This is a genomic window from Falseniella ignava CCUG 37419 (assembly GCF_000301055.1).
In the GTDB taxonomy this organism is placed as follows: Bacteria; Bacillota; Bacilli; order Lactobacillales; family Aerococcaceae; genus Falseniella; species Falseniella ignava.
Genome location: NZ_JH932301.1, coordinates 493115 through 518242 on the forward strand (window position 1 = coordinate 493115; position 25128 = coordinate 518242).

The following is a 25128-nucleotide window of genomic DNA, read 5'->3' on the forward strand; positions in this document are numbered from 1 at the left end:
TTGGCTTAAGATAAAAGAGGGCAGCGCCCTCTTTTTTTGTGTGCTAATTATTTTTTCTAAGTGATAGCAGCGCGAAGAGTGAGACAAGTAAGAGAATCCCATTTGGGACAATAAAAATTGCCTTGAATCGAAACTCCATATTAATTCTCTTCATAATTAAAAATGGTTCATATCAATCATTTGAATCTCATCAGACCATGATGGGCATATATGAGAATCAAGAAGTATATGTTGTACTATTCGATCTCGATGAAGGGATGGCTTATATACCGCTCGATGAGTATTTAACTCAATATCGTCTATATGCAGAAGATAATAAGACCTCTCAATATAATCGCATCTTCAGATTTGAGGACGATCTACCTGAACGTCTAGCTATCGCCGAAGAGAAATATAAAGGTCTCTACATGGCAACACCGATAGATGGTGATCCTGAATCATATAGAGTTCTTAAGCCATCTCATTATTATAATTATGTCCGCCCAGTGACAGATGATTCAGCCATTAAAGAAGACGATCAATGGGTTTATTTGATAGCGGATGAAGCTATCCTTGAGAAGGTAGACCCAGAATTCTGGGATGTAATGCAACTCGATCCTTCAGAAGTTAATCAATTCGTCTTACGCGTCCATAAAGAGAATCAACTTATCGATGGCAAAGTCTATTTTGTGTCTGAAGAGGATCTTACCTTCGTCTATTATATATCACAGAATCATTATGATTTCCGCGAAGCAACAGCGGACGATGAACGACCATTCCCTAATGAAGATCAAATTATTGGCGATTTCGAAGATATTAGCTTGCAAATTGAAGAAGAATTAGGCATGTTACCATGGGAAGTTCAAGACATGCGCCATTATTTAGAGATTGTTATCTATGACTCAGAATATCAGTCTCCAGAATTCGAAGATGCTTATTCTGAGATTATATACCTTATCGATGAGTTCAACTATCCCGAAACACAACTAGATGAGGATTTACGAGTATTAATTGATGATGAAGAATTTAGAGCCAACGTCAAAGAGTACATATTAGGTGAATAAGTGTTAAATAGAATCGTATAAAATTCCCCTCTGATGAACTGACCCCCAAAAGTTAGACCAAAAATCTAACCTCTGGGGGTCTTATTATGAGTAAATATAGTTTAGATACTTAGCTTCAAATAGGCGCTGATTATGAAGCGGCGAAGGTGGCTAAGTTGTGTATAAAATCTGTCATTTATTTATTCTATCAAAATAGACTCTAATTCTTTCTTCTTGGAGTTAGCATTCGCAAAATCTTTGAAGTGAATTAAAATATCTATTGCTTTATTACATAATTCAGTTCCCTGTTCGATTGATCCAGATTTAATCAAATAAATACCTTTTAAATAGTTTTTTTGGTTAAGTTCAAAGAAAGACTTTGATCCATCTAATAATAATTCTGCTTTATTTATCATCTCTATTGCTTGATTTAAACAATTATTTTCAAGACAATAATTAGCCATGTTCAAGATAACCATCGCGTAAGGACCTTTTTTCTTGTTAATCGTCGCATATTTTTCAATTTTTTTTAATACAGTATGTTGAAATGATAGAACTTGAGTTGGATTTAAGCAAAAAATAATATTTCCAAACAAAATAATCTCATAATGTCCCCAATCATTTACGTTATGCAAATATCTCATGACTATATCAATTTCACTACTATTAAACTCTGTATCGGTAATGGAATTAAGAATTTGCTTTGCAACAATTCCATAATGTAAATATCTACTATTATTTGTTTCTTCATATAATTGTTGTTGCCGTAATATCAACGTTTCTAACATTACAATATTATTGGACTGTTTGGCTAATCTTAGATTATCAATAAATGAGTTAATTTCTGAGGTGTAAGTATCAAATGTTTCACTTACAAATTCATTATATTTTACATTTAAACGATCAAGTAATCGAAGAAAAGTCTGAACCTTAATATCAGATTTACAATTTTCAAAATGTGATAAGAATTGTGGCGAAACAATATCGTGAGCTAGTTCAGCCTGAGTCATATTTTTACTTATTCTAATCTTTTTAATAATACCCCCTATTATATTCATAAGCCCTCCTTATTTCTTATAAATATTAAATAAATTTCATCAATTAAAAAATTCTTTAATAGAATACACATAAATAAATAATTTAGATATAATAGTAAAGGAAATAATATTTTCAATCAATAAATTACCTAATTAATTTATAATGATTATTCCAGTGTATTTATTATTTTGATTGATATTATTAAAGACATTTTTCCAATCACGATTCGCCTAGACAATTGATTATTAAATGCAAATATTTATTGAAGTTACTTTGGATGAGAGAATTGGCTTTTGGTTTGACCATGGGAAACAGCCCTCTGGGGGTGAGTGGCAAAAAATTGCATTCATTCGTTCTGTTTAAACCCGTCTCATGTGTATATATTTGATGAACCTACCAATTATCTTGATGGAGTGTCTAAGGAGAAAATACATGCTTATATAAATAATCTCAGTGTCTCCTCAATAGTTATTCATATTTTACCTAATTATATATATTAAATAAATTTAACTTATTAAAATATTTTTTAATATAAAAACACTTTTATAAAATAACTTGTATAGTAATGATAACTTATACTATAGAATAAGACAACAAATAAAAAAATTTCCAAATCTACATTTTGTATAAATAATACATATATATTGTTTCGAACATGAGTGAGTAATTCGGAGTATGTTGATGATTTAATCGAACAGTTTAATTAAATATTGAAAAATAAATATTTAATGTTAGGGGATTAATATAATGAATAATGAATACACTAAAATAATTAACGAACTAAGCTCCTTAACATTAGAAAATATTCATCGAAAAAATCAATGTGATAAACCATTCTATCCTTTGGATCTTCTCAGTTATCTGACCTTAACTAACATTAGATTCTTAGAATATGATAACCATGAAAAATATATAATTTTTAAAAATGAATTTTATACTTCTTTAAATAAATTGAGGGTTGATGTTGATAACATTTCACTTTGGAATGGAATTACGACTGTCTTATTCGTAATAGAAACAATACTAGAAAATGACAAAATTGGAGAAATGACTAAAGATTTGAAAGTAGTCTTTAATCAATTATATGGAAAGTTTGGCGATTCATTAGAGGTTTATTTAAAACGAAAAAACTTTGTGTTTCAAGACTTAGATATTGTTAGTGGTGTATCAGGAGTAATAAGTTATCTTGTTCAGAGTAAATATAATTTATCTACTAATAAAAAAGTATTACAACAGTTATTAGAACTTATTGTTGAATTATCTTGTGCAACTAGTGATTCAGAAAGTTCTCCAATAAGTAATATGAATAATTCTTTTATAGGGTTTTCTCATGGGGAAATAGGCCTATACACTATGGCATATAAAGCATCAAGGTTATTAAATGATATTGATTCTGAGAAAAAAATGATTAGTATGATTATTTCTATTTTGGGAAAGCGCTTTAACAATAATCTTTTGAAAAACTTTGATATAAACGCATTAAATAATTCCTGGTGTCATGGTTACGCTGGTTTGATTAAATCATATAGAATTATTAGAAATTCATCTTTTGTGTCACCAAAAATAAGGTCGTTGTACGATAATTTTGTTGATATATATGTGAATAATATGATTCATTTAAGTAAAGATAATTTTTATGGATCATCTATAATTTGCCATGGCTTAAGTGGATTGATATATGAAGTTAGTTTAATTGATTACGTTTCTTATCCTGAAGAAATCATTAATTATTTAATGAGAATGCTTATGGAGATGTACAAACCGGATACATATGTTAAATTTACAGATCATTATTTGGCTCTCGAATATAATCGGGGGGAGATTCCAACAGATATAATTAATGGGTTTGAAGGAGTTTTGTTGGTAATAAATAGTGTTATTAATAAGAAACCTTACATTGGAGATTTGATATTTGGGGGATGATATGGAATATATTAGTTCATATAGGCAATCAATAAATTATAGTTTGTTAGATGCGTTTAAATATCTCAATATAACAAACGATGATGATCTTATTGATTTTGCTAAAGGTAATAAAGCATTTATCAATTGCCTAGCATTTTCTAATTTTAATATAATTGCATATTTGTATAATGATAATTTAAAACCTAAAAGAAAGAAAAATTTAGCAAAAACAATATATAAATATTTAAATAGATTTTATTTTAATCACATGCCTAATAATTTATGGGCATATAGTAGACCAGTTATTGGCGATTTTCAAGATAAATTGAAGGATAACAGAGTCAGACTTGAATATTTGAGCAAAACCGATAGCTTATCTACAAAATCACCTGTAAGGAATGTATATAGAAATCCCGAAATAATTGTAGGTGATCGTTATTTTTACTTAATAAATTCGTTAAAGGATAATAAATCAAAGTGGAAATTGAAGATAAATAATTTTCTTGAAGAAGTTTACTTAAATACAGGCACACTAATTAGCATGTCAAGACTATTTGAAGAGATTGATATATGTACTAATTTTGAAGAGTTTTTAAAAGATATTGAATATTTAGTCAGTATTGATTTTCTAAAGTGTAAGTTAGATGCCAATATATATATACATAAAATTATTGACTTTGATGAAGAAGAATTTATTAATTTTAACTATATAAATAATAAACAATTAATTCAAGAGTTGTCTTTAAATGATAATTTTGATAAAGGAAGACAGTCATTTTTTATAAATTTATACAAAAATAAGTTGAATATCTGTGGATTATTTTCTAGAAATAGTTTTTCTTCAGTTAGAAATATCGTTAGTATTTTTACTTTAGAACATAATTATGATGCTGCAATGGAATGCTTGACTAAGTACTTAGATGAGTATTACGGTTTAAATACATTTATTCCTTTAGCTGAAATAATTAATTCTCCTTTCTTTGATTCTCTGACAAGCGAAAAATCTATGGGTGTGATTTCGTCTCAAATGGAAAGACTTATAAGGGAGTGTAATGACCAGAAATATGAAGAAGTATCTATAGATAATTTGATTGGTAGTCTTGAGCTTGAAGCTTCAATACCTGAAACTTTTTCGGTTCCCATACAATGCTTAGAAAATGGATTATATTCAATTAACTTGAATAAAGTTTCATCTTGTGCAAATTCTTTCGATAACCGCCTTTTGTATAGTGTCCCTGAAATTAATTTGCTGGCTGAAGATTTAATTATTGAAAATATAAATCAATCAAGTTTTATTTCGCATTTAAAACACCGAAACGAAAAGTTTTATAATGATAGATATTTTACTGATTTTGAATTGCCAGGCTATAACAATATTAAGTTAGAAGAGATGTACATTGGTTACTTCAATAATAATATTAATCTATATGTAAAGAAGGAAGGTCAATATAAATCAACAATAATTAATGTGCCTTCAATGCTACATGTGAATTCTTTTTCTGAAACTATGCAAAAGTTAATAAGATTATTTGGTAGAGATGCGGAGTTTAGAACCAATATTTTAGACAGGTATTCATATCAGTCATTTCTTCCCAGGATAAAATATAAAGAATGGGTAATTAGAAGTAAAACGTGGATATATATTGTGCTTGATGATGATTTTTCATTGTTTTATGAAGATTTTAAGCAATTCATTAAGAAATGGAAAATACCACAAATAGTAGAAATATTTATAGCTGAAAATCCTTTGACAATAAATATCCATTCAGAATATCACATAAGAAAAATTTTTAATAATATTAAAAATGGTACAAGAATAATAATTTCAGAAATGTTAAATACTGTTGATAACTATCCTGGAGAGTTTATTTTTAATTATAGTTCTGAAAATCAATATTCTCATATAATAGAAGTTGATGAAGATTCACCTTTGCAGACTTCTCTGCTTGATACTATATCATATGGAATAAAATGGGTATATTATTCAGTGAAAGTCTCTGTAGCATTTCAGAATGAAATGCTTGTGAAAATTTACGATTTAATTGAATCCGAACCATCACTAATAAATTTTCATTTTGTTAGATATACAGAAAATAATATAAACACTTTGAGACTAAGATTTGAACTAAATAATAAAGAACAATCTTTGTATATTATAGAAAAGATAGAATCAGTTATAGGAAGTCACATTTATTCCGTAAATCGCTTTACACCAGAAATTAATAGGTATGGTGGCAAAAAGTCGTTTGAAGATATATATTCATATTTCACTTTAGATAGTATGTTTGTAATAAAAATAATAAAGAACAAAAAAATAAATAACCGATTGTTATTAACTGATTGTCTATCATATTTTCATATATTATCGGTTTATGATCCTGATGCATTCATAGAAATAAGGAATAAGTATTTACAAGGTAATCTAAAACAGACAAGACAAACCATAGATAAATTTATAAATGATAATACATTGAATAAGCTTTTTATGGATTTTTATTTATCAAACATGATTGGGATAATTTCTATGCTAAAAGAACTGAATTTGAATGAGAGAGTAGATATTTATATGTCAATATTGCATATGCATAGGAATCGACTGTTAAATGATAATAATTACATGGATGAGTTGTCGATGATAAAAGCTAGCTTATATTCACTATCTATTAAAAAGATGAATGAATAAGAGTTGAATAATAATGACTAAATTAAAAACTTCAGTAATCAAGCATTTAAATGTAATTAAATTTATTTTTTTCATTGACAAAGTATATTTCTTTTTTAATTTGTATGTCAATTTATTAAGCGGATTATTACCATTTGTAAATGTCTATTTAACTAGGAGTATATTAAATAATATTCACACTGTAGATATATCATTGTTCAAAAGTCACCTTTCAAAGTACTTGATATTCTTGATATTTCAGATGCTATTTATCAAGTTAACTTCTATCTTAGGTTTTAAAATAAGAAATAAATTTATCTTTTTGCTAGATAGTATAATATTATCAAAGAGTAAACATATTGATTTAGAGGATTACGAGAATAGTGCGATATATAATACTATTAGGCAAATATTTGATCAGAGCGATAAAAGTGTGGCAAATTATTTTGAGGATTTTTTGAACGTTATAAAAAGTTTTTTGATTTTCATTACAAATTCCTATTTTTTATTCGAATTAAATGCATACTTAATTGTTCTGATTATATCTTTTTCTATACTAAAGTCGATAGTGAACCTAATAATCGGTAACAAAAGTTTTGAGTTATATAAATTAAAGACACCAAACGAACGAGAAAAATGGTATTACAAATTTATTTATCAAAATGAAAATACTTATAGAGAAATAAAATCAAACAATGCTTTTAACTTCTTTATAAAAAAATATAAAATAGCTTTCAATAAAGTATTTAAACTAGAATATAACTTGCTACTTTCAACTGTTAAATTGGAATTTATTCCAGATCTGCTAGATATTTTTTCTGCGATTGCATTATTAGTAATGATTTATTTAAATTTTGATTATCTAAAAATTTCTTTTGGAAGTATTATTAGCTACACACAAAGCTTTCAAAATATAAAATCATCTGTTGAGACCTTATTTTATGTTTGTTCCAGTCTTTCAACTAAATATTTATATGTAAGTATTATCATTGAATTTTTAAATAAATTCAATGATAACCATGACGATGTTAAGAATATGTTATATCAAATTGATTCTATTGAAACAATAGAGATTGAAAATTTATCTTTTCAAAGAAACGATAAATTTATATTAGACAAAATATCGTACAAATTTGAGAGAGGAAATCATTATTTGATTGTTGGAGCTAATGGGTCTGGTAAAACATCTCTTGCTAAGATATTATCGGGATTGTATAAAAACATTGAAGGGAATATTATAATAAACGGTAGAATTGTTGACCCTTCTAATTTCTCTGTATTTAGAAATAAAATTAATGTACTATTTCAAGATTCCGTTCAATTTGAGTTGACTTTACGTGAAAATTTGATATTTGACAAAGCTATTAATGATAAAAAAATCAAATCGGAAATTTATAAAATTTCCCCGAACTTGTTATCATTATTTGATTTCAATGATAGAATTGGCTTTTGGTTTGACTATGGGAAACAGCCCTCTGGGGGTGAGTGGCAAAAAATTGCATTCATTCGTTCTGTGTTAAACCCGTCTGATGTGTATATATTTGATGAACCTACCAATTATCTTGATGGAGTGTCTAAGGAGAAAATACATGCTTATATAAATAATCTCAGTGTCTCCTCAATAGTTATTCATATTAGTCATGATTATAATTATATTATGAATTTCAATGGCATTATATTAATGTTGAATAATGGGAAGATTGTTAAATCGGGATCTTATAATGAACTTGAGAAAGATCCAATATTTAGAAAATTAATTTTAGGAGGTTCTTATGAATAATAGTTTGAAAAATATAAGGTCTATGATTTCAATTTTTTATCAAAGTCCTCTTGTCAAATGGCTGATAACTTTCTCTGGTCTAAGTATTATTTTAATGATGATTTATACATATCCTTTCACTCCCGTGTCTGGTCCAGTCTATCAGACAGAAGAGGAATTCAATATGATTAGCGATGTTGCGAAGGTTAAACATTTGTACAAGCCGAGTAACTATCAATTACAAGAATATTATGATGACTACTTAGATGATGGTAGTATTGGGGAGTTGATGAATGTTGAGAATTTCGACGATGTTCTGGAACGTAATCGATTATTAAAGGAAGTTTACGAGGATGCTTTAGCCAAGCTTGAAAAAGGGATTAAAACTGAAGATCCTAAACAAATTTTACGAGATAATATATATTTTCAAAAAATTAATATTCTTTTTCTTTTCTGGGGACTGGACAGAATTGCTTTGCCTGAAAATATCTATTCCCAATTTATTGATTACAATCATTTAGCAATACAAAATTATGCTAAAACAAATCAAGTAGGTGAAGCCTATTTAGATGACAAATATAGTTATGGAAATGTTTTAGAATGGATACTATTAAAACAAGTACATCAAAATTATATTTTCTCTTTCTGGGGAATTGTAATCTTATTATCCTCGTTAGCCATGGTAGTCATTCAACACAAGTTTAATATCTCACACTACAGCCTTTTAGCCCATAATCCTATTAAGAATAGCTTAAAATCGATAGTCATGAATGCAAGCAATATTTTCTTTTTATATATCTCTTTTCTTCTTATCTATACAGTTGGAACAGTTATTGGATTTCTCTATCAAGTGTACATTAATAATGAATCACTCATTGACAATATTCTATATGCATGGTCAAATGCTAATTTGCAAGTACTGTATCCTTTAGTTATCGGTCTGGTTTCCATTATGTTTATTTACTCATTGTCCAAGTTAATCTTAAATATAACACGACAATCCGCTACGACAGCTTTTATGGTTATAACGCTTTATTCGTTACCTTATTTATTAGTATTAACCCAGGAGAATTTTCTTTTATTTAATCAGTGGAATCCTTTCTTATATATTGATATTGAGAAGAATATTGGAAATTTCAGAGACTTTATTTTTGATCTTAAAGCAAATCTTTATTTGTTCGAGAACCACTTTGCAATCTTTTACTTATTAGGCTTAACATTGATTATATCGGGTGCTGATTATTTATATACTAAACATAGAACACATCGAATCACTATATAAAGGAGGACCAGTATGCATATCAAATTTCGAGAAGTTGGTTACTCAGTCCATAATCCTATCTTAAAAGATATAGACTTAGCATTTCAACCAGGCACAATTGTTGCATTAGTTGCTCCTAATGGGATGGGGAAATCTACATTATTTAAAGGGATTATGAATAGCTTAGTTAATGTAAAAGGAGATATATGTTTACAAAATCATAATTATAATTATCCACTGACTGAAGGCAATCGCGTTGATATTTATCAACAGATATCTTTAATGGTTGATCAGAAAGATTTAATTGGTTACAAAACGGGTCGAGAACATATTAATTTTGCAAGACAGAATTGGAATAGTCAGATATTATCAGATGAAGTGATTGATTTGTTGAAGATGAGTGATTATGTTGATAAGAAAGTCTCTCAATACTCATTAGGGATGAAACAACGTTTATGCTTAGCGATGCAATTAGCGACCGACACTCCTATAATGCTGATGGATGAAGTGATGAATTCATTAGATATCGTGAATGTTGATTTGATATCAAATATTCTAATTAATTTAAGAGAGCAAGGAAAAATTATTATCATAGCGTCTCACTTATTAGATAATCTTTCATTGTATTCAGATACGGTTATATTTATTAAGAGTAAGGATGAAATAATTCAAATTGATACCGATAAACTAGAAAAAATATTAACCCTATTTATGCGAAAAAATCACACATTGTCTAAGACTTTTGAGAAAGCACTTTTTTCTGAACCATTCAAGAACAAATTCCAAATTAATATCGATCAGATTACAATGGATGATATTGTTGAATATATGAATCATCCAATGATTCGAACCGTATCAGTCGGAGATAAGAGTATTACAGACTACTATCATGAATTTTACCTTTAATAATACAAGAAAATAGTGAGCGATTATAGAGCGAGGAGAATGAAATGATAAAGTTTTTAAACAATAGGATATATTGGTTTCTCTGGGTGGGGACTTTTTTACTATTATCGTTTACTCTGTGGCTAAGTTTAAATAAGATATCAGTGGAAAGTCATATTCAAGAAATTGAGCGACTATTATACCAAGTAGATCATTATACGGATATATTAAAACAAGACGAAATATTGCTAGTAGAAAGTCAAAATTCAGATGCCGATGTAGCAATGAGTGAACAACCAGGTTTTGATTATGAAGCATGGGGAGTAGACGAAATGGAGAGCATCAAGTACAATTTGGAAGAGCTTCAAACGATACGTAAGTATTTGAATTCTATGAACGAGCAACTGAAACATAGTAATTCTTTCACGGATCGTTATCATCTTTCTAACTACTACTATCATCAGAAATTAAACAGTCTAAAATTTCGAGGAGATTTAAGAAGTGAGAAATCATTCTTAATACGTTTAGGAACTCTGAATTTATTAGAGCATGAGTCAATAGCTCAATATATTACAGAATCAAAATTATCAGAAGAGAAGTTTATTAGCTTAAAATCCAACCAACATTTTATCACCTTAGTAGCATCAATATATATATTAATCCCATTATTAATTTTAAGTACAGAAAACAATTTTCTAAGTCGTTATAAAACATCATTATATAAGTACTTGCCTGAAAAATATAATAAATTATTACTATCTTTTAGTTTACCTAAAATTATTAGAGTCTGGGCATTTGCGATATTCTTTAGAATTGTCTTTTATATCATGAGTTATTTCATGTTAAATATATGGCCGATATATGGAATTATACCTATTAGTGTTCAAGGGTCAATTAGCTTATTGAATGTGACGATTGTTTTCTTGATTTACATTGTTTTGTTAACTTTAATAACGATGATTGCTTTACTAATTAATGATATAACGCATTATTTTATTTCAGATAATATCTTTTCAATTATAGTCTCATCCATATTAATATTCTTAACAATATTCCAATTGATACCAAGAATATTAATGTTTATGGAACGCTGGGTCACGTTACCTTTCTGGACTCATACGATGTCGATTGATAGATTAAATCTCGAAGTGGGTGTGCCGTCTTCTTTAGATAACATATTAATATATATAGTATTTTTAGTCCTTATTGCGACAGTCCTTATTGTTATTCATAAATACTTATGGCAAAGAGCAGTATTTAGAAATTAAAATCCAATAAAGCTAGATTCGTAATTGAGATACTTAAAATATTTAGAGAAAGGAGGAAAGTGATGTGAAATTTGAAATTGAATTTTACAGGAGTAGTAATGAAAACACTAATCAGACTGTGATTACTTTACAAACTCCAGGATGTACATATACATTAGACTGCAATGACCCAGATCCATATAAGACGACTAGTCTGGTTTGTACAAAGCCAAGGAATAATATATGTAGAATAAATCCTAATTCAATTGACAACAAATAGAATTTGAGTATTGTTTTTGTTTTCGACTATATTGATAGTGTAAAGACTGTAGTATAATGTTGTGAAAATAGTATTGTGACAAAAATATTTTTTGATACTTCAAAACGAACAATGATTATCTATAATGCACCGCCCCGAGCCAAAGTCTCGGGAGTTGCCCAGGTATGATGAGGGACTAAGATTTCCTTTGTGAATCTTAGTCCCTCACATGCGTTAGCTTCAATGGTTAAAAGTTAAAGCTCTAAACCATTGATATGCGACGCTACGCATAAACAGTCTGTAATGAGTAAACTCATAACAGACTGTTTTAAGTCCATGCATACTCCTTCTGATAATCATTGTTCGTTTTTCGTATCCGCAAAATATTACTTTACAATGTTTTGCGGATAATAATTGAATTATTCTTTATAATTTTTTCTCCAGTAACTATTACACAACTAATATCACAGTCCCAAATAAGTTGCCATTACGAATTATTCGGCAAGTAATGTCTCAACAATCTCATTCAGTTGACTGTCAGTCAGCATTCCGACAATCCGTTCCGATTCACCACGTCTATTAATTACGTAGGTCGTAGGTAACGTCACGATACCTAACTGGATTTGACTTTTCAAATCTGGGTCGAAATAGACCGGTAATTGCAAGTTCTGTTCACGTAAGAATTGATTCGCAGCCTCAATTGTCTCCGTCGGACGTGACCCAGTGGCATTTAACATAATGAAGTCAATTTCGTCTTTGTGCTGATCGTATTGCGATTGGAAATAAGGCATTTCTTTGATACATGGCGGACACCAACTCGCCCAGAAGTTAATAATCGCCGGCTTGTCAATCAAATCATGAAGTTGAACCATGTTACCGAACGCATCACGCATCTCTAAGTTCGGGAAATCAATGACAACATCGTCTACTTGCTCCGCTTCCGTATTCTCTTCAGCGTCCTGACTGCTGTCTGCTTCTTCATTAACTTCTGACTCTGCTATCGTTGTCTCTACCATCGTCGTCTCTACTTCAACAGTTGTCTGCGTGACCTCACTCTCGCTAGGGGTTTGATTCGTCTGAAGTGCCTTATCAGGCTGTACATAATAATTAATCCCACCTGCAACAACAAGTATTAGAACCAATCCGAGAATTAATCCAATAAATTTTTTCATAATCGATCCTTTCTAAACAGGAATAAGATAATAAATATATCCAGTTGCTACACTAATCCCAAATAAAATTAGTAATATTGCCGACACAATTTGAATTTGGCGCATATACTTTTTTAATTGATTAAACAATTGCTTACTCTCTTCAATTAACATCGCACTAAGAATAAATGGAATACCTAGACCTAAAGAATACATCACTAACATCATTACAGATTCCAAATAGTGGCTAGAGGTCATTGATACTGCCAAGGCTGAAGCTAGATAAATTCCAACACAAGGTGACCAACTCACGGCAAAGATAAGACCTAGAACAAAACTATTTATTTTATCAGCATTTTGAATATTTGCTCCCCCAAACAGTCGATGAGTGACGCGATTCTCAAATAGAACATCAATTCCAAATAAAATCAATAAACTGCCCGCAATAATATTAATGGTCGTTCGATGAATCAATAAAAAATGACCGATTGTATTTAGGAATAAGCTGAACGCGATAAATACGATTGAAAAACCAAGAACAAATAACGCTGCCTCTTTAACAGTGCTTTTGCTATCATCTTGTGATTTCATCGACCCAAAATACGTTAAGTAAATGGGAATTAAAGGCAAGATACAAGGAGATATAAATGTTAAAATCCCCTCAATGAACAGCATAAAGTAAATCATAATTCGCTCACTTTCTTTAATTTTTTTCATTATGACATAGATTCAACTCTAACTCCAAAGACTATGCTTTATCCAAGGCGTCACTTCACAATTTGAGCGCATTATTCCACAATAGAATAGATGAAATTATGTATTTAAATGAGGGGTATTATGAATCACAATCAAGAAGCCACACGTTTTGATCGGATCAAAATTATAGTTGAGCAAGACGGACTACAAAATTTGACAGACGCTACAGTGATGGTCCTAGGGCTCGGAGGGGTCGGTTCATCATGTGTCGAAGCTCTAGCGAGGGGCGGGGTCGGGAGATTAATTGTCATCGATAGCGATATTGTAGAAATTACTAATATTAATCGCCAAGCGATTGCATTTGAATCGACGATTGGACTCCCCAAAGCCGATGTGATGACAGCAAAGATTCACCAAATTAATCCTAACTGTCATGTTATTGCAGAGCAAGTGGAAATCTCACCAGAGAACTGTGCCGATGTATTCAGTCAATACCCAAAGCCAGATTATGTGATTGAATGTATTGATTCAGTGCTCGCTAAATCTTATATTGCTGCGTGGTGTCAGGCTCACGATATACCGATTGTTGCTTCGATGGGAGCTGCTAACAAAATGGATCCAATGCAACTTACCTTTGCGGACATAAGACAAACGATGAACTGCCCACTCTCACGTAAAATGCTCGAAGAATATCGTAAACGCGGGGTCGAACATTTAGATGTCTTATTCTCAAAAGAATTACCGAAAAAAAGAATCCTATCAGTTCAAGTCGGGCTCATACATTAGGCACCATGTCTTACATGCCTCCAATAATGGGGCAAATGTTAGCTAGTTTTGTTATTCGTCGTCTTGTCGCTCAAGATAGCAAGGAGGTGTGAGAATGCCAACGTTATTGGACACCCATTACCATTTAGATTTTATCCCATCATTGGCTAAGCAAGTGGACTTCGTACAGCATAGGCACCAAGGCAATAAAGGTATTGTAGCTCAGACGGTATTGCCTTCGAAATTTGCTGCCCTGAGCCAGACTTTGGATGAATTTGGTGGATCTCAACCGCTCCTATCGCTTGAATATCATCCTTGGTGGATTCCGTCGGGAAGTCAGCAAGAAGAAGAAGAAATGGAACGATTCAATCAATACATTCACCAGACGCATTTAATTGGTGAGATTGGCTTAGATTATAGCCCGAAACGCATCGCCGAAGTCCCGGCATCATTACAGAATCAAATATTCACGCAATTGTTGGAGACTGATCTGCCCGAATCGATAGCCGATCAGTCATTACAAGTAGAGGATTATATTCGGATGCATCAAGAAAGTATGCAGACGACGCTGGAAGCATTAATACAATCACTTGGTGAGGATATTATTGAGACGATTCAACACACACAGCAAGCTCTATATCACTATCCGTCATCGATTGAATAACACACAGAGCGGATTGAAAATCAATGAAAACGTGTTCTTAGTCTATTTTAGTAAATTTGCCCTTTTTTTATAAAATCATGCTAGAATATTTAAAGATCGAATATCGATGGAACTGGAAATTTACCAGTCGGTTTATCTGATGCCTAAGTGATTGATTAAGAGCCTGAATAGCGCCTGATGTGGGGTTATTGAAGGCGATAAAGATGACTAGAAGTTCAGAGTTTTGCCGAATTGAAAATTAGCAAACAAAAAAAGCATCAAATCCATCATAGATTGCCGTACGAGGATGACCAACGACATCAGCAGTCTTTTTTTTTGTGTTTTGGAGGCATTTTCGTACTAATAAATAAATTAGGAGTGGAAATGTGTTTAGACGTTTGCTAAGTAAAGTGTTTTTAAGTAAAGATGAAATGTTAATTGTTGCCATAGGAACGGCGATTATGGCTTTTGGTATTGTGAATGTGCATATTCCGAGCCAAATAACAGAAGGCGGAATTCTAGGTCTTGTATTATTCTTCTATCGCGTGTTACGCTGGAATCCATCCAGAACGGGATTAGTCCTAGATATGACGTGTTATTTAATCGGATTCTCACTATTAGGTAAATCATTTATCAAGCGGGCGGCTCATGCTTCTGTATTTTTCGCATTGTTTTACCGATTCTTCCTATGGATGGGACCTGTGTTGCCTGACTTGTACCATTTACCCGTTATCGCTGCTATCGTTGGTGGAATATTTATTGGGATTGGATGTGGCCTATGTGTCTCGCAAGGCAGTGCTGCTGGTGGCGATGATGCGTTAGCCATGGTCATCTCTCGATTAGGTAAATTTTCTATCTCTAGAGCGTATTTATTAACGGATGGTATCGTATTATTACTATCCCTGGCCTATATTAATCCAGGTCGTCTTATCTTCTCATTTATAACAACGATTGTCTCTTCGCTAATAATCGGACAATTTGAGATTCATTTTCCAAGTTTCTCTTTATCTGCCGAGACAGTATAATATAGCTAATCAACATAATAACAATAAGCTTCTAGCCGTAATGGTAAGAAGCTTTTTAATATAACGTTGTATGATTATTAATAATATTATTTGTATTCAAGAGATACAAGAATACAAGTTAAGAAAAAGATATTAATATTATAATTATTAGTTAAATAAATTGATTATTTTGAGGTTGAATTTTATCATTATATTTGGTATTTTATGAATAATTATAATTTTGGAGGGGTAACATGAGTCTTTGGGAAACAAAGTTTGATTATGAAGGATATACGTTCGATGATGTCTTATTAGTGCCAGCTCGCAGTGAAGTATTACCTAACGATGTCGATATTAAGATTGAATTAGCCCATAACTTGAAGCTAAATATTCCGATGATCTCAGCCGGAATGGATACCGTAACGGAATCGAATATGGCGATTGCGATGGCACGTCAAGGTGGCTTAGGCGTCATCCATAAGAATATGTCCATTCAAGCTCAAGCAGAAGAGGTCCGCCGAGTAAAACGTTCTGAGAATGGTGTCATTCGCGACCCGTTCTATCTGACACCAGAGAGAACGAATGTTGATGCCGAAGCATTGATGTCTAGATATCGTATTAGTGGTGTGCCCATTGTCAAATCTGAGGACGATTTAACATTACTTGGTATATTTACTAACCGTGATGCGCGCTTTTTAACGAACCAAGAAGTTGAACTGAGTGAAGTGATGACGAGTGAGAACTTAATTACAGCGCCTGTAGGCACTTCGCTGGGTGAAGCGAAAGAAATATTATACCATCACCGAATTGAGAAGTTACCCATTGTCAATGAGAAGGGCGAATTAGCGGGTCTAATTACAAGTAAAGATATTGAGAAAATTGAACAATATCCTCATTCAGCCAAAGATGAACATGGAAGATTACTTGTCGCTGCAGCAATCGGTATTACAAATGATACATTCGAACGTGCGAGTGCACTGATTGCCCAAGAAGTCGATGCGATTGTCATTGATACTGCGCATGGACATAGTGTCGGGGTCATTCGCAAGATCAAAGAAATCCGTGAAACTTTCCCAGATGTGACTATTATTGCGGGGAACGTCGCAACAGCTGAAGGAACACGTGAGTTATTCGATGTCGGTGTCGATATTGTCAAAGTGGGTATTGGACCGGGCTCAATCTGTACGACACGGGTCGTAGCAGGTGTTGGAGTGCCACAAATCTCTGCGATCTACGATGCAGCAGGTGTCGCACGTGAATATGGTAAGACGATTATTGCCGATGGTGGTATTAAATATTCTGGTGATATTGTTAAGGCTCTTGCAGCCGGTGGGCATGCGGTCATGTTAGGGTCAATGTTAGCTGGTACAGATGAATCACCGGGTGAATTTGAGATATATCAAGGTCGCCGCTATAAGTCTTACCGTGGAATGGGAAGTCTTGCCGCAATGGAAAAAGGTTCCAGCGATCGCTATTTCCAATCTAAGAGTGAAGCGAACAAGTTAGTACCCGAAGGTATTGAAGGTCGTGTTGCTTATCGTGGTAGCGTACAAGATATGGTCTTCCAGATGGTTGGGGGCCTTCGTGCAGGTATGGGTTACACAGGTTCAGCCAACTTATATGATCTAAGAGAGAAGACACAATTCGTCAAGATGAGTAATGCTGGATTAATTGAATCTCATCCGCACGATGTAAATATTACGAAAGAAGCACCAAACTACTCAAGAAATTAATTCTCAAATAATATTATATGTTAAGGTATAACAAGGGTGAGTCTCGTTATACTGTAGTGCCCCCAAAAAGTTGGACCAAAAATCTAACTTTTTGGGGGTGTTTATATTGGCAAAATATAGTTATGAATTTAAACGAAGGATTGTCGAAGAATATTTAGAAGGCGTTGGCAGTTACAAATATTTGGCAAAAAATATCAGGTTAAAAGTGATAGTACCATACGAAAATGGGTTAACTTACCCCATTGAAGCATCTAAAGCGCAAATTGTTGCTTCGGTTGAGGTGATTGTGGCGACATTAGTCGGTGTGCTCTACTTTAAAGAGTCACTTAATTATGTTAGCCTAATTGGGATTGCGATAATGCTCGCCTCAATCGTCTTAATGAATATGCAACCGTCAAGTTCGAACCCAGCATTGTAATTGAAACAATCATCCTGCCTGATAATAATTAGGCAGGATTTTTTCATTAGTCAGCTGTTTTATTGCGAGGCGTGGTATAATTGAGGTGAAATTGAAAGGGGGAATCTAGGTGACTAAAGGGCAAATTATGGATCAAGATCGAATGGACCGAACGCTCAAGCGGATGGCGCATGAAATATTAGAGAAAAATAGTGAGCCAGAACAACTCGTCTTAGTAGGAATTAAAACACGAGGTGAGACCATTGCACAACGTTTGCAGCAGAAAATTCAATCGATTGAACAAATTGAAGTACCACTCGAGACGCTAGATATTACATTTTATCGTGATGATTTAAAGCACAAAGAAGGACTAAAGGAACCTGAAGTCAAACCTGTCACGCTCCAACACGATTTAACCGGTCGCATTGTCGTTTTAGTCGATGATGTACTCTATACAGGTCGAACGGTTCGGGCTGCGATGGATGCGATTCTTTCGCAAGGACGACCGGCTGCGATTCAGTTGGCGATTTTGGTTGACCGTGGGCACCGCGAGTTACCAATTCGAGCCGATTATGTCGGGAAAAATGTCCCAACCGCTTCCTCTGAGCAAATTCAAGTGCAATTGTTGGAAGTCGATGGAGAGGATCAAATTTTGATTTCAGAGCGTTTAAAAGGATAAAAAATGTCAAGCACAAATGAATATGTCCCGATTTTTGGGTTTTTAGCGTGTAACGAAAGAGGGTTAAAAACTACCGCGCTTCGCTTGGTTGCCTCGTGATGATGGACGATACAAAAAGCGCATCGTCCTTCATCACGAGGGATTATCACTACACTTCAATTAGCTCTTTTTTCTTTATGTATTCTTGCTTCTTTAGGTAACGTTGATAAGATTGTCCTTTCCACGGATGCGACATCGGTGGAATGTGTGGTTTCGGTTTAGACTTAGCTTCTTGAATATCTAGTATTTTAGATATGGCTTGGTGTGACGGCATTTCAATTAGCTTAAAGAGTTGATTTTTATGAGAGACAAAGAGTTGTAAATCACGCGTACTAATGACCATAACTTTAGTTTTTCTTGGCAAATGGACTTGCCTCCCATGCTGGTCGTGAAGATGATAGACATGGTTGTTGTATCGAACAGTATGACCAGAGTGAATGACACGCAGGGCAAATCTAGCGAGGATGTAATCGAGATTTGTGTCTGCTGATAGTGTTTCAAAGGCATTTATGCTATCTTTAATGGGATGGGCGAATTTTTGATTAAACTGTGGGAGATAGTCCCTTAGAAACTGATTCGCTTCATCCATATTACGGATACCATTTAACCGCATTTCTTGAAGTAAGCGGTTTTGAAACGTACCGAAAAGACGTTCAATACGTCCTTTAGCTTGGGGTACTGAGGTCGCTTCCAGTTCAATTCCAAGTGTCTGGCAAGCATATCCGTATTGAGTGAGGGCCTGTTCTTCAAGAGCAGCGCCCTTTTTTGGGGTGTTGACGCCTGAGAAAATGGATCGATAATCTGTCAAAATGCGATGAGGAATACCGTAGTGGGTCAGGAATTGATGTGAGACTTGATAATAGCCTTCAAGTGTCTCCTGTGCTGCGAAATAAGCACCAACGACTGTACCAGTGGCATCATCAATCGCGGCATGGAGATAGTAATAGTTCTCGTCAGCCTCGAACCATTGATGTTCTGAAGCATCCATCTGAAGCAGTTCCCCAGCATATTTGCATCGTGGGCGACTCGGGTGTGCTTTTGAGGCTTCAACGACTTGAACCTCCTGTAAGGTTTCTTTTTCGTGAGGGGTCAGGCCTTTCTTGTCTGCTTTGTCTTCGAGCTCTTTAGCGACACGCCGTTTAGTTCGACGGGTAGCTAGAGGCGAGACAATGTGTGCTTCCTTCAAGATATTTCTTAGCGAGCTTTCAGAGAGAAGGATTTCCTCAACTTCTTGAAGTTTTTCATGGAAGTGTGTGAAGTTAAAGTCATAGTATTTCGAGCGATAGAGCTGAACGATTCGCTTTCGAGTATGACGGTCAATGGTTTTAGAAGGTTTGCGATTGGCATTCTTATGTCTGAAGCCTTTTCGCCCCTCTTGTTTGTATTTAAGAATCAATCGATTGATCTGTCGTCTGGATAAGTTTAATTCCACTTCAGCACGAGCTTTGGATTTCCGTCCATTGACGACAGCCTTGATGATATTATATTTATGTGTCTCATTCATGTTAAGATAATCCTCCATTGAGATCCCTCCTTAGATTTAATATACACTAAAGTGGGACATTTTCATTTACGGTTACTTGAGACATTATCATTTGTGGATGAGATTTCAGAGCGTTTAAAAGGATAAAAAATTAAAATTTAATGAAAAAAGATGTATAATAGCATTACAAAATCTTTTAAGGAGGCTGAATTTTATGACATATTTAGAACGTGCCAAAGAATTATTCGAAGAAGGGCGTGAGTTTCGTCGTCAACTTCATCAACATCCAGAAGTAGGATTCGAACTACCCGAGACGGCCAAAGCTGTTAAAGCAAAACTCGATGAAATTGGTATTGCCTACCAGATGGTTGGTGATTCTTACGGAATCACTGGTACCTTAGGGAATCCAGATAAAGGAAAAACACTCTTACTACGAGCTGATATGGATGGACTGCCAATTACTGAAAAGTCTGTTCATGACTTTGTCTCTAAGAATGAAAATGGACATCTTTGTGGGCATGATATGCATACGACTATCTTATTAATGGTTCTTAAAATGTTAAAAGAAAACGAAGATCAATTGCAAGGACAAATCAAATTCCTATTTCAACCAGCTGAGGAGACACTCAATGGTGGTGTCTTAATGTTGAAAGAAGGTATCTTGGAAAATCCAAAACCAGATGCAGGGATGGCACTGCATATGTGGCCGGTTGCGGAGAAGGTTGATATTGAAGTGGCTCACGGGTCTGCACTCGCTTCGGCATTGAACTTTAGAATTACCGTTAAAGGAGTAGGCGCTCATGGTGCGATGCCATATAACGGAATCGACCCGGTCTTTGTTGGAACACAAATTATCAATGCGGCGAATGGAATTATCGCACGTGAATTACCATCTAACCGCAGTGCATCACTTTCAATGGGATTTTTCGAAGCGCCAGGAGGATCGGTTAATATTATTCCACCAACCGTTGTCATCGAAGGGACATCGCGTTCGCTCTACGATGAAGCTGCTGAACATATGGCTAAACGTCTACCTGAAGTGGTTGAGTATATTGGGAAAGCCTTTCGAGCAGAGACGGAATTTGAAGTGTTAGCGGATGTTCCAAGCTTAGTGAATACCGATGCGATCACGGACCAAGTGATTGAATCTGCGAAAGAAGCTGTTGGGGAAGCTTATGAGGTCAAACAAATTGGCTCATTCTTAGCTTCTGAAGACTATGCGCATATTGCCCACGTCTTACCAGAATCCTGTTATTTCTTTGTTGGCTGCCCACTCCCTGATGAGGAAGGAAAAGTCTATGCGGTACATCATCCGCATGTACAGTTCAACGAAGAAGCGTTAATTGTTGGTTCAGCAACGATGGCAACCGCAGCCACTAATTGGTTGCGAGATAATCAATAGAAAGATGGAAAGAAAATGTATCCAATTCATGAATTATTAAAAGAATTAAAATCGTATCGCTGGGTGAATTTAACTCATGAAGTGACGTCAACCATGGCGATTTATCAGGCATTTAATCCTTTAAAAGAAACTATTCTAACGACACTTGAAGAGACAGGGTCTGATAACCGCGAATATACACTAGGAACTTCTCATGGAACGCATATTGATGCACCTGCCCACTTTATGGAAGGGGGGCGGATATTCTCCCAGATTCCACTTCAAGAGCGTTATTTACCACTTTATGTGTTGCACCTAGAAGATAAAGTGGCTGAAAATCCTGGCTACGCCGTGACGGTTGAAGATATTAAAGAATTCGAAGAAGAATACGGTCCAATTCCAGCGGGTGCCTTTGTAGCTTTCTCATCCGGTTGGTACCACCGCATCGGTTCGCAGGAAGACTTTACCAATACGAATGAAGCGGGTGTAGAAGTGACACCAGGTTGGTCGGTTGCAGCGCTGCAATATTTAAGTCGTGAGCGTGGCATTACAGCGATAGGGCATGAGACATTGAATACGGACTCTGGTCCTGAAGCGGCTGAAGCAGGCGATCTAGTCGCACAACGTTACTGGCTAAATGAAAATAAATTCCAAGTTGAAGTTATGGCGAATTTAGATCAACTTCCTCCGGTTGGCGGTATTATTATGGTTAATACACCGCATATTAAAGATGCGGTCGCCTTCCCATCGGAAGTCATTGCGATTGTCCCAAATAAATAATTAGCGATTACAAAAGCGATTCGATCAAAATGATTGAATCGCTTTTTAATGTTATTTGTTAGAAAATTAATCGCGATGGCGACGGTATTGATAGCCAGGCTGTTTAGCCACGCCTTCATCAAGACATTGCTTCAAAATCTCGATAAATTCAATCGCAATCGGGTTCAGCTGATGGAAATCATTGGTAATATAGCCAATCTCAATCTCTTCGTCGGACACGAGGGGGCGCGCAATAATATCTTCGCCATTCAAGTTGGCATTAATAATTCCGGAAGAGATGGTATAACCATTCAGACCAATCATTAAGTTAAAGATGGTTGCTCGGTCACTTACAATAATCGATTGATCAACACTATAATCTGCATGCACTTCTTCCCAGAAATAATAGGAATTATAATTACCTTGCTCGAAGTTTAACCGAGGATAAGGTTTTAAATCCTCAAAAGTAATCCATTCTTTTTGAGCTAAGGGATGGTGTTGATAGACAAAAATATGTGGCTGAGTAGCAATCAGTGGATGGAAGGTTAAGTGCTTATCGGCTAAGTCTTTATTAATGACTTGGCGATTATAGCGACTGCGATAGATCACTCCCAATTCACTGCGCAATCGGTAAACTTCATCAATCACCTCATAGGTACGTACTTCTTTTAAGGATGCTTCGAAACGGCGTTCTTTTTTGCGTTTTAACAAGCGAGCAAAGGCGTCTACCACGAAAGCATAGTGATGGGTCACCACTGAGAATATCTGCATCGCACGTGGCTCTGCTTCAAAATAACGCCGTTCCATCAAGGCCATCTGTTCCATAATTTGATTCGCATACTGCAAGAATTCTTCGCCCTCGCTCGTTAACGTAATCCCTCGAGGACTTCGGATAAAGAGTTCAATACCCAGCTCTTCTTCTAACTTGGCCATCGCGTTGGATAGGGAAGGCTGGGAAATAAATAAGGATTGAGCGGCTTTGGTGAGCGAGCGTTCTGTCGCCACAGCTCTAAAATATTTAAAATCTTCGATTCGCATCGGTCTCTCCTTTAAAGGTTAATTCACTTCCGTTATAGTCTACAGCTATAACTAACTCTTGTAAATAGGTATTATACATATTGAGGTCAATCCTTTATAGTATGACTTAAGCAATTTAAGGGAGATGATTTTAATGACAAATTATTCAAAAAGATTTTTAACGGTGGGTTCCTTGTTACGCCCAGCGAACTTATTAACTTATAAAAATGAAATTGAGCATCGCGATGATATAACTTATCCATTTTACAATGATTTACCAGGATACTTAGGGGTAGAGCGCGAGGCGGTTAAATCCATCGTTGATAAACAAGTGGCTCATGGGTTAACCGAAATATCCGATGGGGAGTTTCAACGTTCTTTATGGCACTTAGACTTTGCTTGGGGCTTAGAAGGCATTGAGCGTCAATTAGCCGAGGAAGGCTATCATTTCTATGAAGAAGACGAAGACGGTCATCGCCATGATTTTGAGACACGCCGTGATATTGGTTTGCGAGTGACCGGGAAGTTATCCGGCAAGAATCATCCGTTTATCGAACACTTTAAATATGTTCGCTCACTAGCACCAGAATCAGTGGCAGTTAAGCATCCAATCTTTTCACCAGGACATCTTTACTTTGAATTATTAGGGCAAGGTGCAATTGGTGAAGGTCAATATTATTCAGATTTAGCAACTTTCCGTGAAGACTTAGTCCAGGCTTACCGTGAATATGTGAAAGAATATGCTGAAGCGGGTGGCACCATCCTTCAAATCGATGATTGCGTCTGGGCAAGCTTTGTCGGTGGCGACGATGAAATCCGTCTCGATTCAATGGATCAGGCAGATTATTCAAAGTTTTCGAAGCGCGAGTTAGCACAACAGTTAGTTGACTTGAATAATGCCGTGGCAGATTATGCACACGAACTGGGATTAAAAGTCTATGCCCACAATTGTCGTGGAAATTATGCTTCACGTGCCTTTACGGATGGGGCATATACCGAAGTAGCCGAATACTTCTTAGCCCGTCAGCATTATGATCGCTTCTACTTAGAGTGGGATGATGAGCGCGCGGGTAGCTTGGAAGCTTTAGCAGTCTTCAAAGACCGTCCGGAGGTTGAAGTCGTTGTCGGCGCACTCTCTTCTAAGACGTCCACTTTAGATGATGAAGAACGCGCCATTCGCCTACTTGAAGAAGCAACGCGCTATATTCCAAAGGACCGTCTCTACTTATCACATCAATGTGGCTTTGCTTCATGTGATTGTGGTAATGAATTAACGGAAGCAGAGCAATGGGCTAAAATTGATCAAGGGCACGACATTGCCTATCGTTTCTTTGGGGAGTAAA

The 25128-nt window shown here is 34.7% G+C and carries 21 protein-coding genes; 16 read left to right on the forward strand and 5 right to left on the reverse strand.

Going from position 1 to position 25128, the window contains the following annotated elements:
• Positions 1-197: 197 nt before the first annotated feature.
• Positions 198-1043, forward strand: coding sequence for a hypothetical protein (locus HMPREF9707_RS06505; RefSeq protein WP_156790268.1), 846 nt, complete (start codon positions 198-200; stop codon positions 1041-1043).
• A gap of 179 nt (positions 1044-1222) precedes the next feature.
• On the opposite strand, the gene HMPREF9707_RS06510 is transcribed toward HMPREF9707_RS06505, so the two are convergent.
• Positions 1223-2080 carry a helix-turn-helix domain-containing protein gene (locus HMPREF9707_RS06510; RefSeq protein WP_006701909.1) on the reverse strand — a complete coding sequence of 286 codons (858 nt, stop codon included), beginning with the start codon at positions 2078-2080 and terminating at the stop codon, positions 1223-1225.
• Between the two features lie 727 nt (positions 2081-2807).
• On the opposite strand from HMPREF9707_RS06510, the gene HMPREF9707_RS06515 reads away from it, so the two are divergent.
• The 6 genes from HMPREF9707_RS06515 to HMPREF9707_RS06540 are packed head-to-tail and all read left to right on the forward strand — an operon-like array spanning position 2808 to position 11800.
• Positions 2808-3983: a lanthionine synthetase LanC family protein gene (locus HMPREF9707_RS06515; RefSeq protein WP_006701910.1), complete on the forward strand. Its 1176-nt coding sequence runs from the start codon at positions 2808-2810 to the stop codon at positions 3981-3983.
• 1 nt (position 3984) lies between these two features.
• Positions 3985-6648, forward strand: a complete 2664-nt coding sequence (locus HMPREF9707_RS06520) for a thiopeptide-type bacteriocin biosynthesis protein (protein ID WP_006701911.1) — start codon at positions 3985-3987, stop codon at positions 6646-6648.
• 13 nt (positions 6649-6661) lie between these two features.
• A complete protein-coding gene (locus HMPREF9707_RS06525) occupies positions 6662-8407 on the forward strand; it encodes an ATP-binding cassette domain-containing protein (RefSeq protein ID WP_006701912.1) in 1746 nt (581 codons plus the stop codon).
• Positions 8400-9668, forward strand: coding sequence for a hypothetical protein (locus tag HMPREF9707_RS06530; protein ID WP_006701913.1), 1269 nt, complete (start codon positions 8400-8402; stop codon positions 9666-9668). The genes HMPREF9707_RS06525 and HMPREF9707_RS06530 overlap by 8 nt, the downstream gene beginning before the upstream one ends.
• 12 nt (positions 9669-9680) lie before the next feature.
• On the forward strand, positions 9681-10553 hold the full coding sequence (locus HMPREF9707_RS06535; protein ID WP_006701914.1) for an ATP-binding cassette domain-containing protein: 873 nt from the start codon (positions 9681-9683) through the stop codon (positions 10551-10553).
• Positions 10554-10597: 44 nt separating this feature from the next.
• Positions 10598-11800, forward strand: coding sequence for a hypothetical protein (locus HMPREF9707_RS06540; protein WP_006701915.1), 1203 nt, complete (start codon positions 10598-10600; stop codon positions 11798-11800).
• Between the two features lie 732 nt (positions 11801-12532).
• On the opposite strand, the gene HMPREF9707_RS08585 is transcribed toward HMPREF9707_RS06540, so the two are convergent.
• The gene (locus HMPREF9707_RS08585) at positions 12533-13210 is read right to left on the reverse strand and encodes a TlpA family protein disulfide reductase (protein WP_006701916.1); all 678 of its coding nucleotides are present in this window, start codon (positions 13208-13210) and stop codon (positions 12533-12535) included.
• Between the two features lie 12 nt (positions 13211-13222).
• A complete protein-coding gene (locus HMPREF9707_RS06550) occupies positions 13223-13906 on the reverse strand; it encodes a cytochrome c biogenesis CcdA family protein (RefSeq protein WP_232217671.1) in 684 nt (227 codons plus the stop codon).
• Positions 13907-14026: 120 nt separating this feature from the next.
• Between HMPREF9707_RS06550 and HMPREF9707_RS06555 the strand changes: the two genes are divergently transcribed.
• From HMPREF9707_RS06555 to pyrR, 6 genes are all read left to right on the forward strand, one after another.
• Positions 14027-14671, forward strand: a complete 645-nt coding sequence (locus tag HMPREF9707_RS06555) for a tRNA threonylcarbamoyladenosine dehydratase (protein WP_006701918.1) — start codon at positions 14027-14029, stop codon at positions 14669-14671.
• A gap of 94 nt (positions 14672-14765) precedes the next feature.
• On the forward strand, positions 14766-15314 hold the full coding sequence (locus HMPREF9707_RS06560) for a TatD family hydrolase (RefSeq protein ID WP_006701919.1): 549 nt from the start codon (positions 14766-14768) through the stop codon (positions 15312-15314).
• Positions 15315-15679: 365 nt separating this feature from the next.
• Complete coding sequence (locus HMPREF9707_RS06565; protein WP_006701920.1) at positions 15680-16318, forward strand: YitT family protein; 639 nt, start codon at positions 15680-15682, stop codon at positions 16316-16318.
• 233 nt (positions 16319-16551) lie between these two features.
• Positions 16552-18030, forward strand: coding sequence for an IMP dehydrogenase (gene guaB / locus HMPREF9707_RS06570; RefSeq protein WP_006701921.1), 1479 nt, complete (start codon positions 16552-16554; stop codon positions 18028-18030).
• A 106-nt stretch (positions 18031-18136) separates the two neighbouring features.
• Complete coding sequence (locus HMPREF9707_RS09235; RefSeq protein ID WP_006701922.1) at positions 18137-18448, forward strand: EamA family transporter; 312 nt, start codon at positions 18137-18139, stop codon at positions 18446-18448.
• Between the two features lie 109 nt (positions 18449-18557).
• Complete coding sequence (gene pyrR, locus HMPREF9707_RS06580) at positions 18558-19106, forward strand: bifunctional pyr operon transcriptional regulator/uracil phosphoribosyltransferase PyrR (protein ID WP_006701923.1); 549 nt, start codon at positions 18558-18560, stop codon at positions 19104-19106.
• Between the two features lie 148 nt (positions 19107-19254).
• Here pyrR and HMPREF9707_RS06585 read toward each other — a convergent pair whose 3' ends face one another.
• A complete protein-coding gene (locus HMPREF9707_RS06585; protein ID WP_006701099.1) occupies positions 19255-20667 on the reverse strand; it encodes an ISNCY family transposase in 1413 nt (470 codons plus the stop codon).
• Positions 20668-20842: 175 nt separating this feature from the next.
• Here HMPREF9707_RS06585 and HMPREF9707_RS06590 point away from each other — a divergent pair, with 175 nt between their 5' ends.
• Together HMPREF9707_RS06590 and HMPREF9707_RS06595 are read left to right on the forward strand one after the other, a co-directional pair.
• Complete coding sequence (locus HMPREF9707_RS06590) at positions 20843-22030, forward strand: M20 metallopeptidase family protein (protein ID WP_006701924.1); 1188 nt, start codon at positions 20843-20845, stop codon at positions 22028-22030.
• Positions 22031-22045: 15 nt separating this feature from the next.
• On the forward strand, positions 22046-22789 hold the full coding sequence (locus HMPREF9707_RS06595) for a cyclase family protein (protein ID WP_006701925.1): 744 nt from the start codon (positions 22046-22048) through the stop codon (positions 22787-22789).
• A 66-nt stretch (positions 22790-22855) separates the two neighbouring features.
• On the opposite strand, the gene HMPREF9707_RS06600 is transcribed toward HMPREF9707_RS06595, so the two are convergent.
• Positions 22856-23806, reverse strand: a complete 951-nt coding sequence (locus HMPREF9707_RS06600; protein ID WP_006701926.1) for a LysR family transcriptional regulator — start codon at positions 23804-23806, stop codon at positions 22856-22858.
• Positions 23807-23939: 133 nt separating this feature from the next.
• Between HMPREF9707_RS06600 and HMPREF9707_RS06605 the strand changes: the two genes are divergently transcribed.
• On the forward strand, positions 23940-25127 hold the full coding sequence (locus tag HMPREF9707_RS06605) for a uroporphyrinogen decarboxylase/cobalamine-independent methonine synthase family protein (RefSeq protein ID WP_006701928.1): 1188 nt from the start codon (positions 23940-23942) through the stop codon (positions 25125-25127).
• Position 25128: the final 1 nt, after the last annotated feature.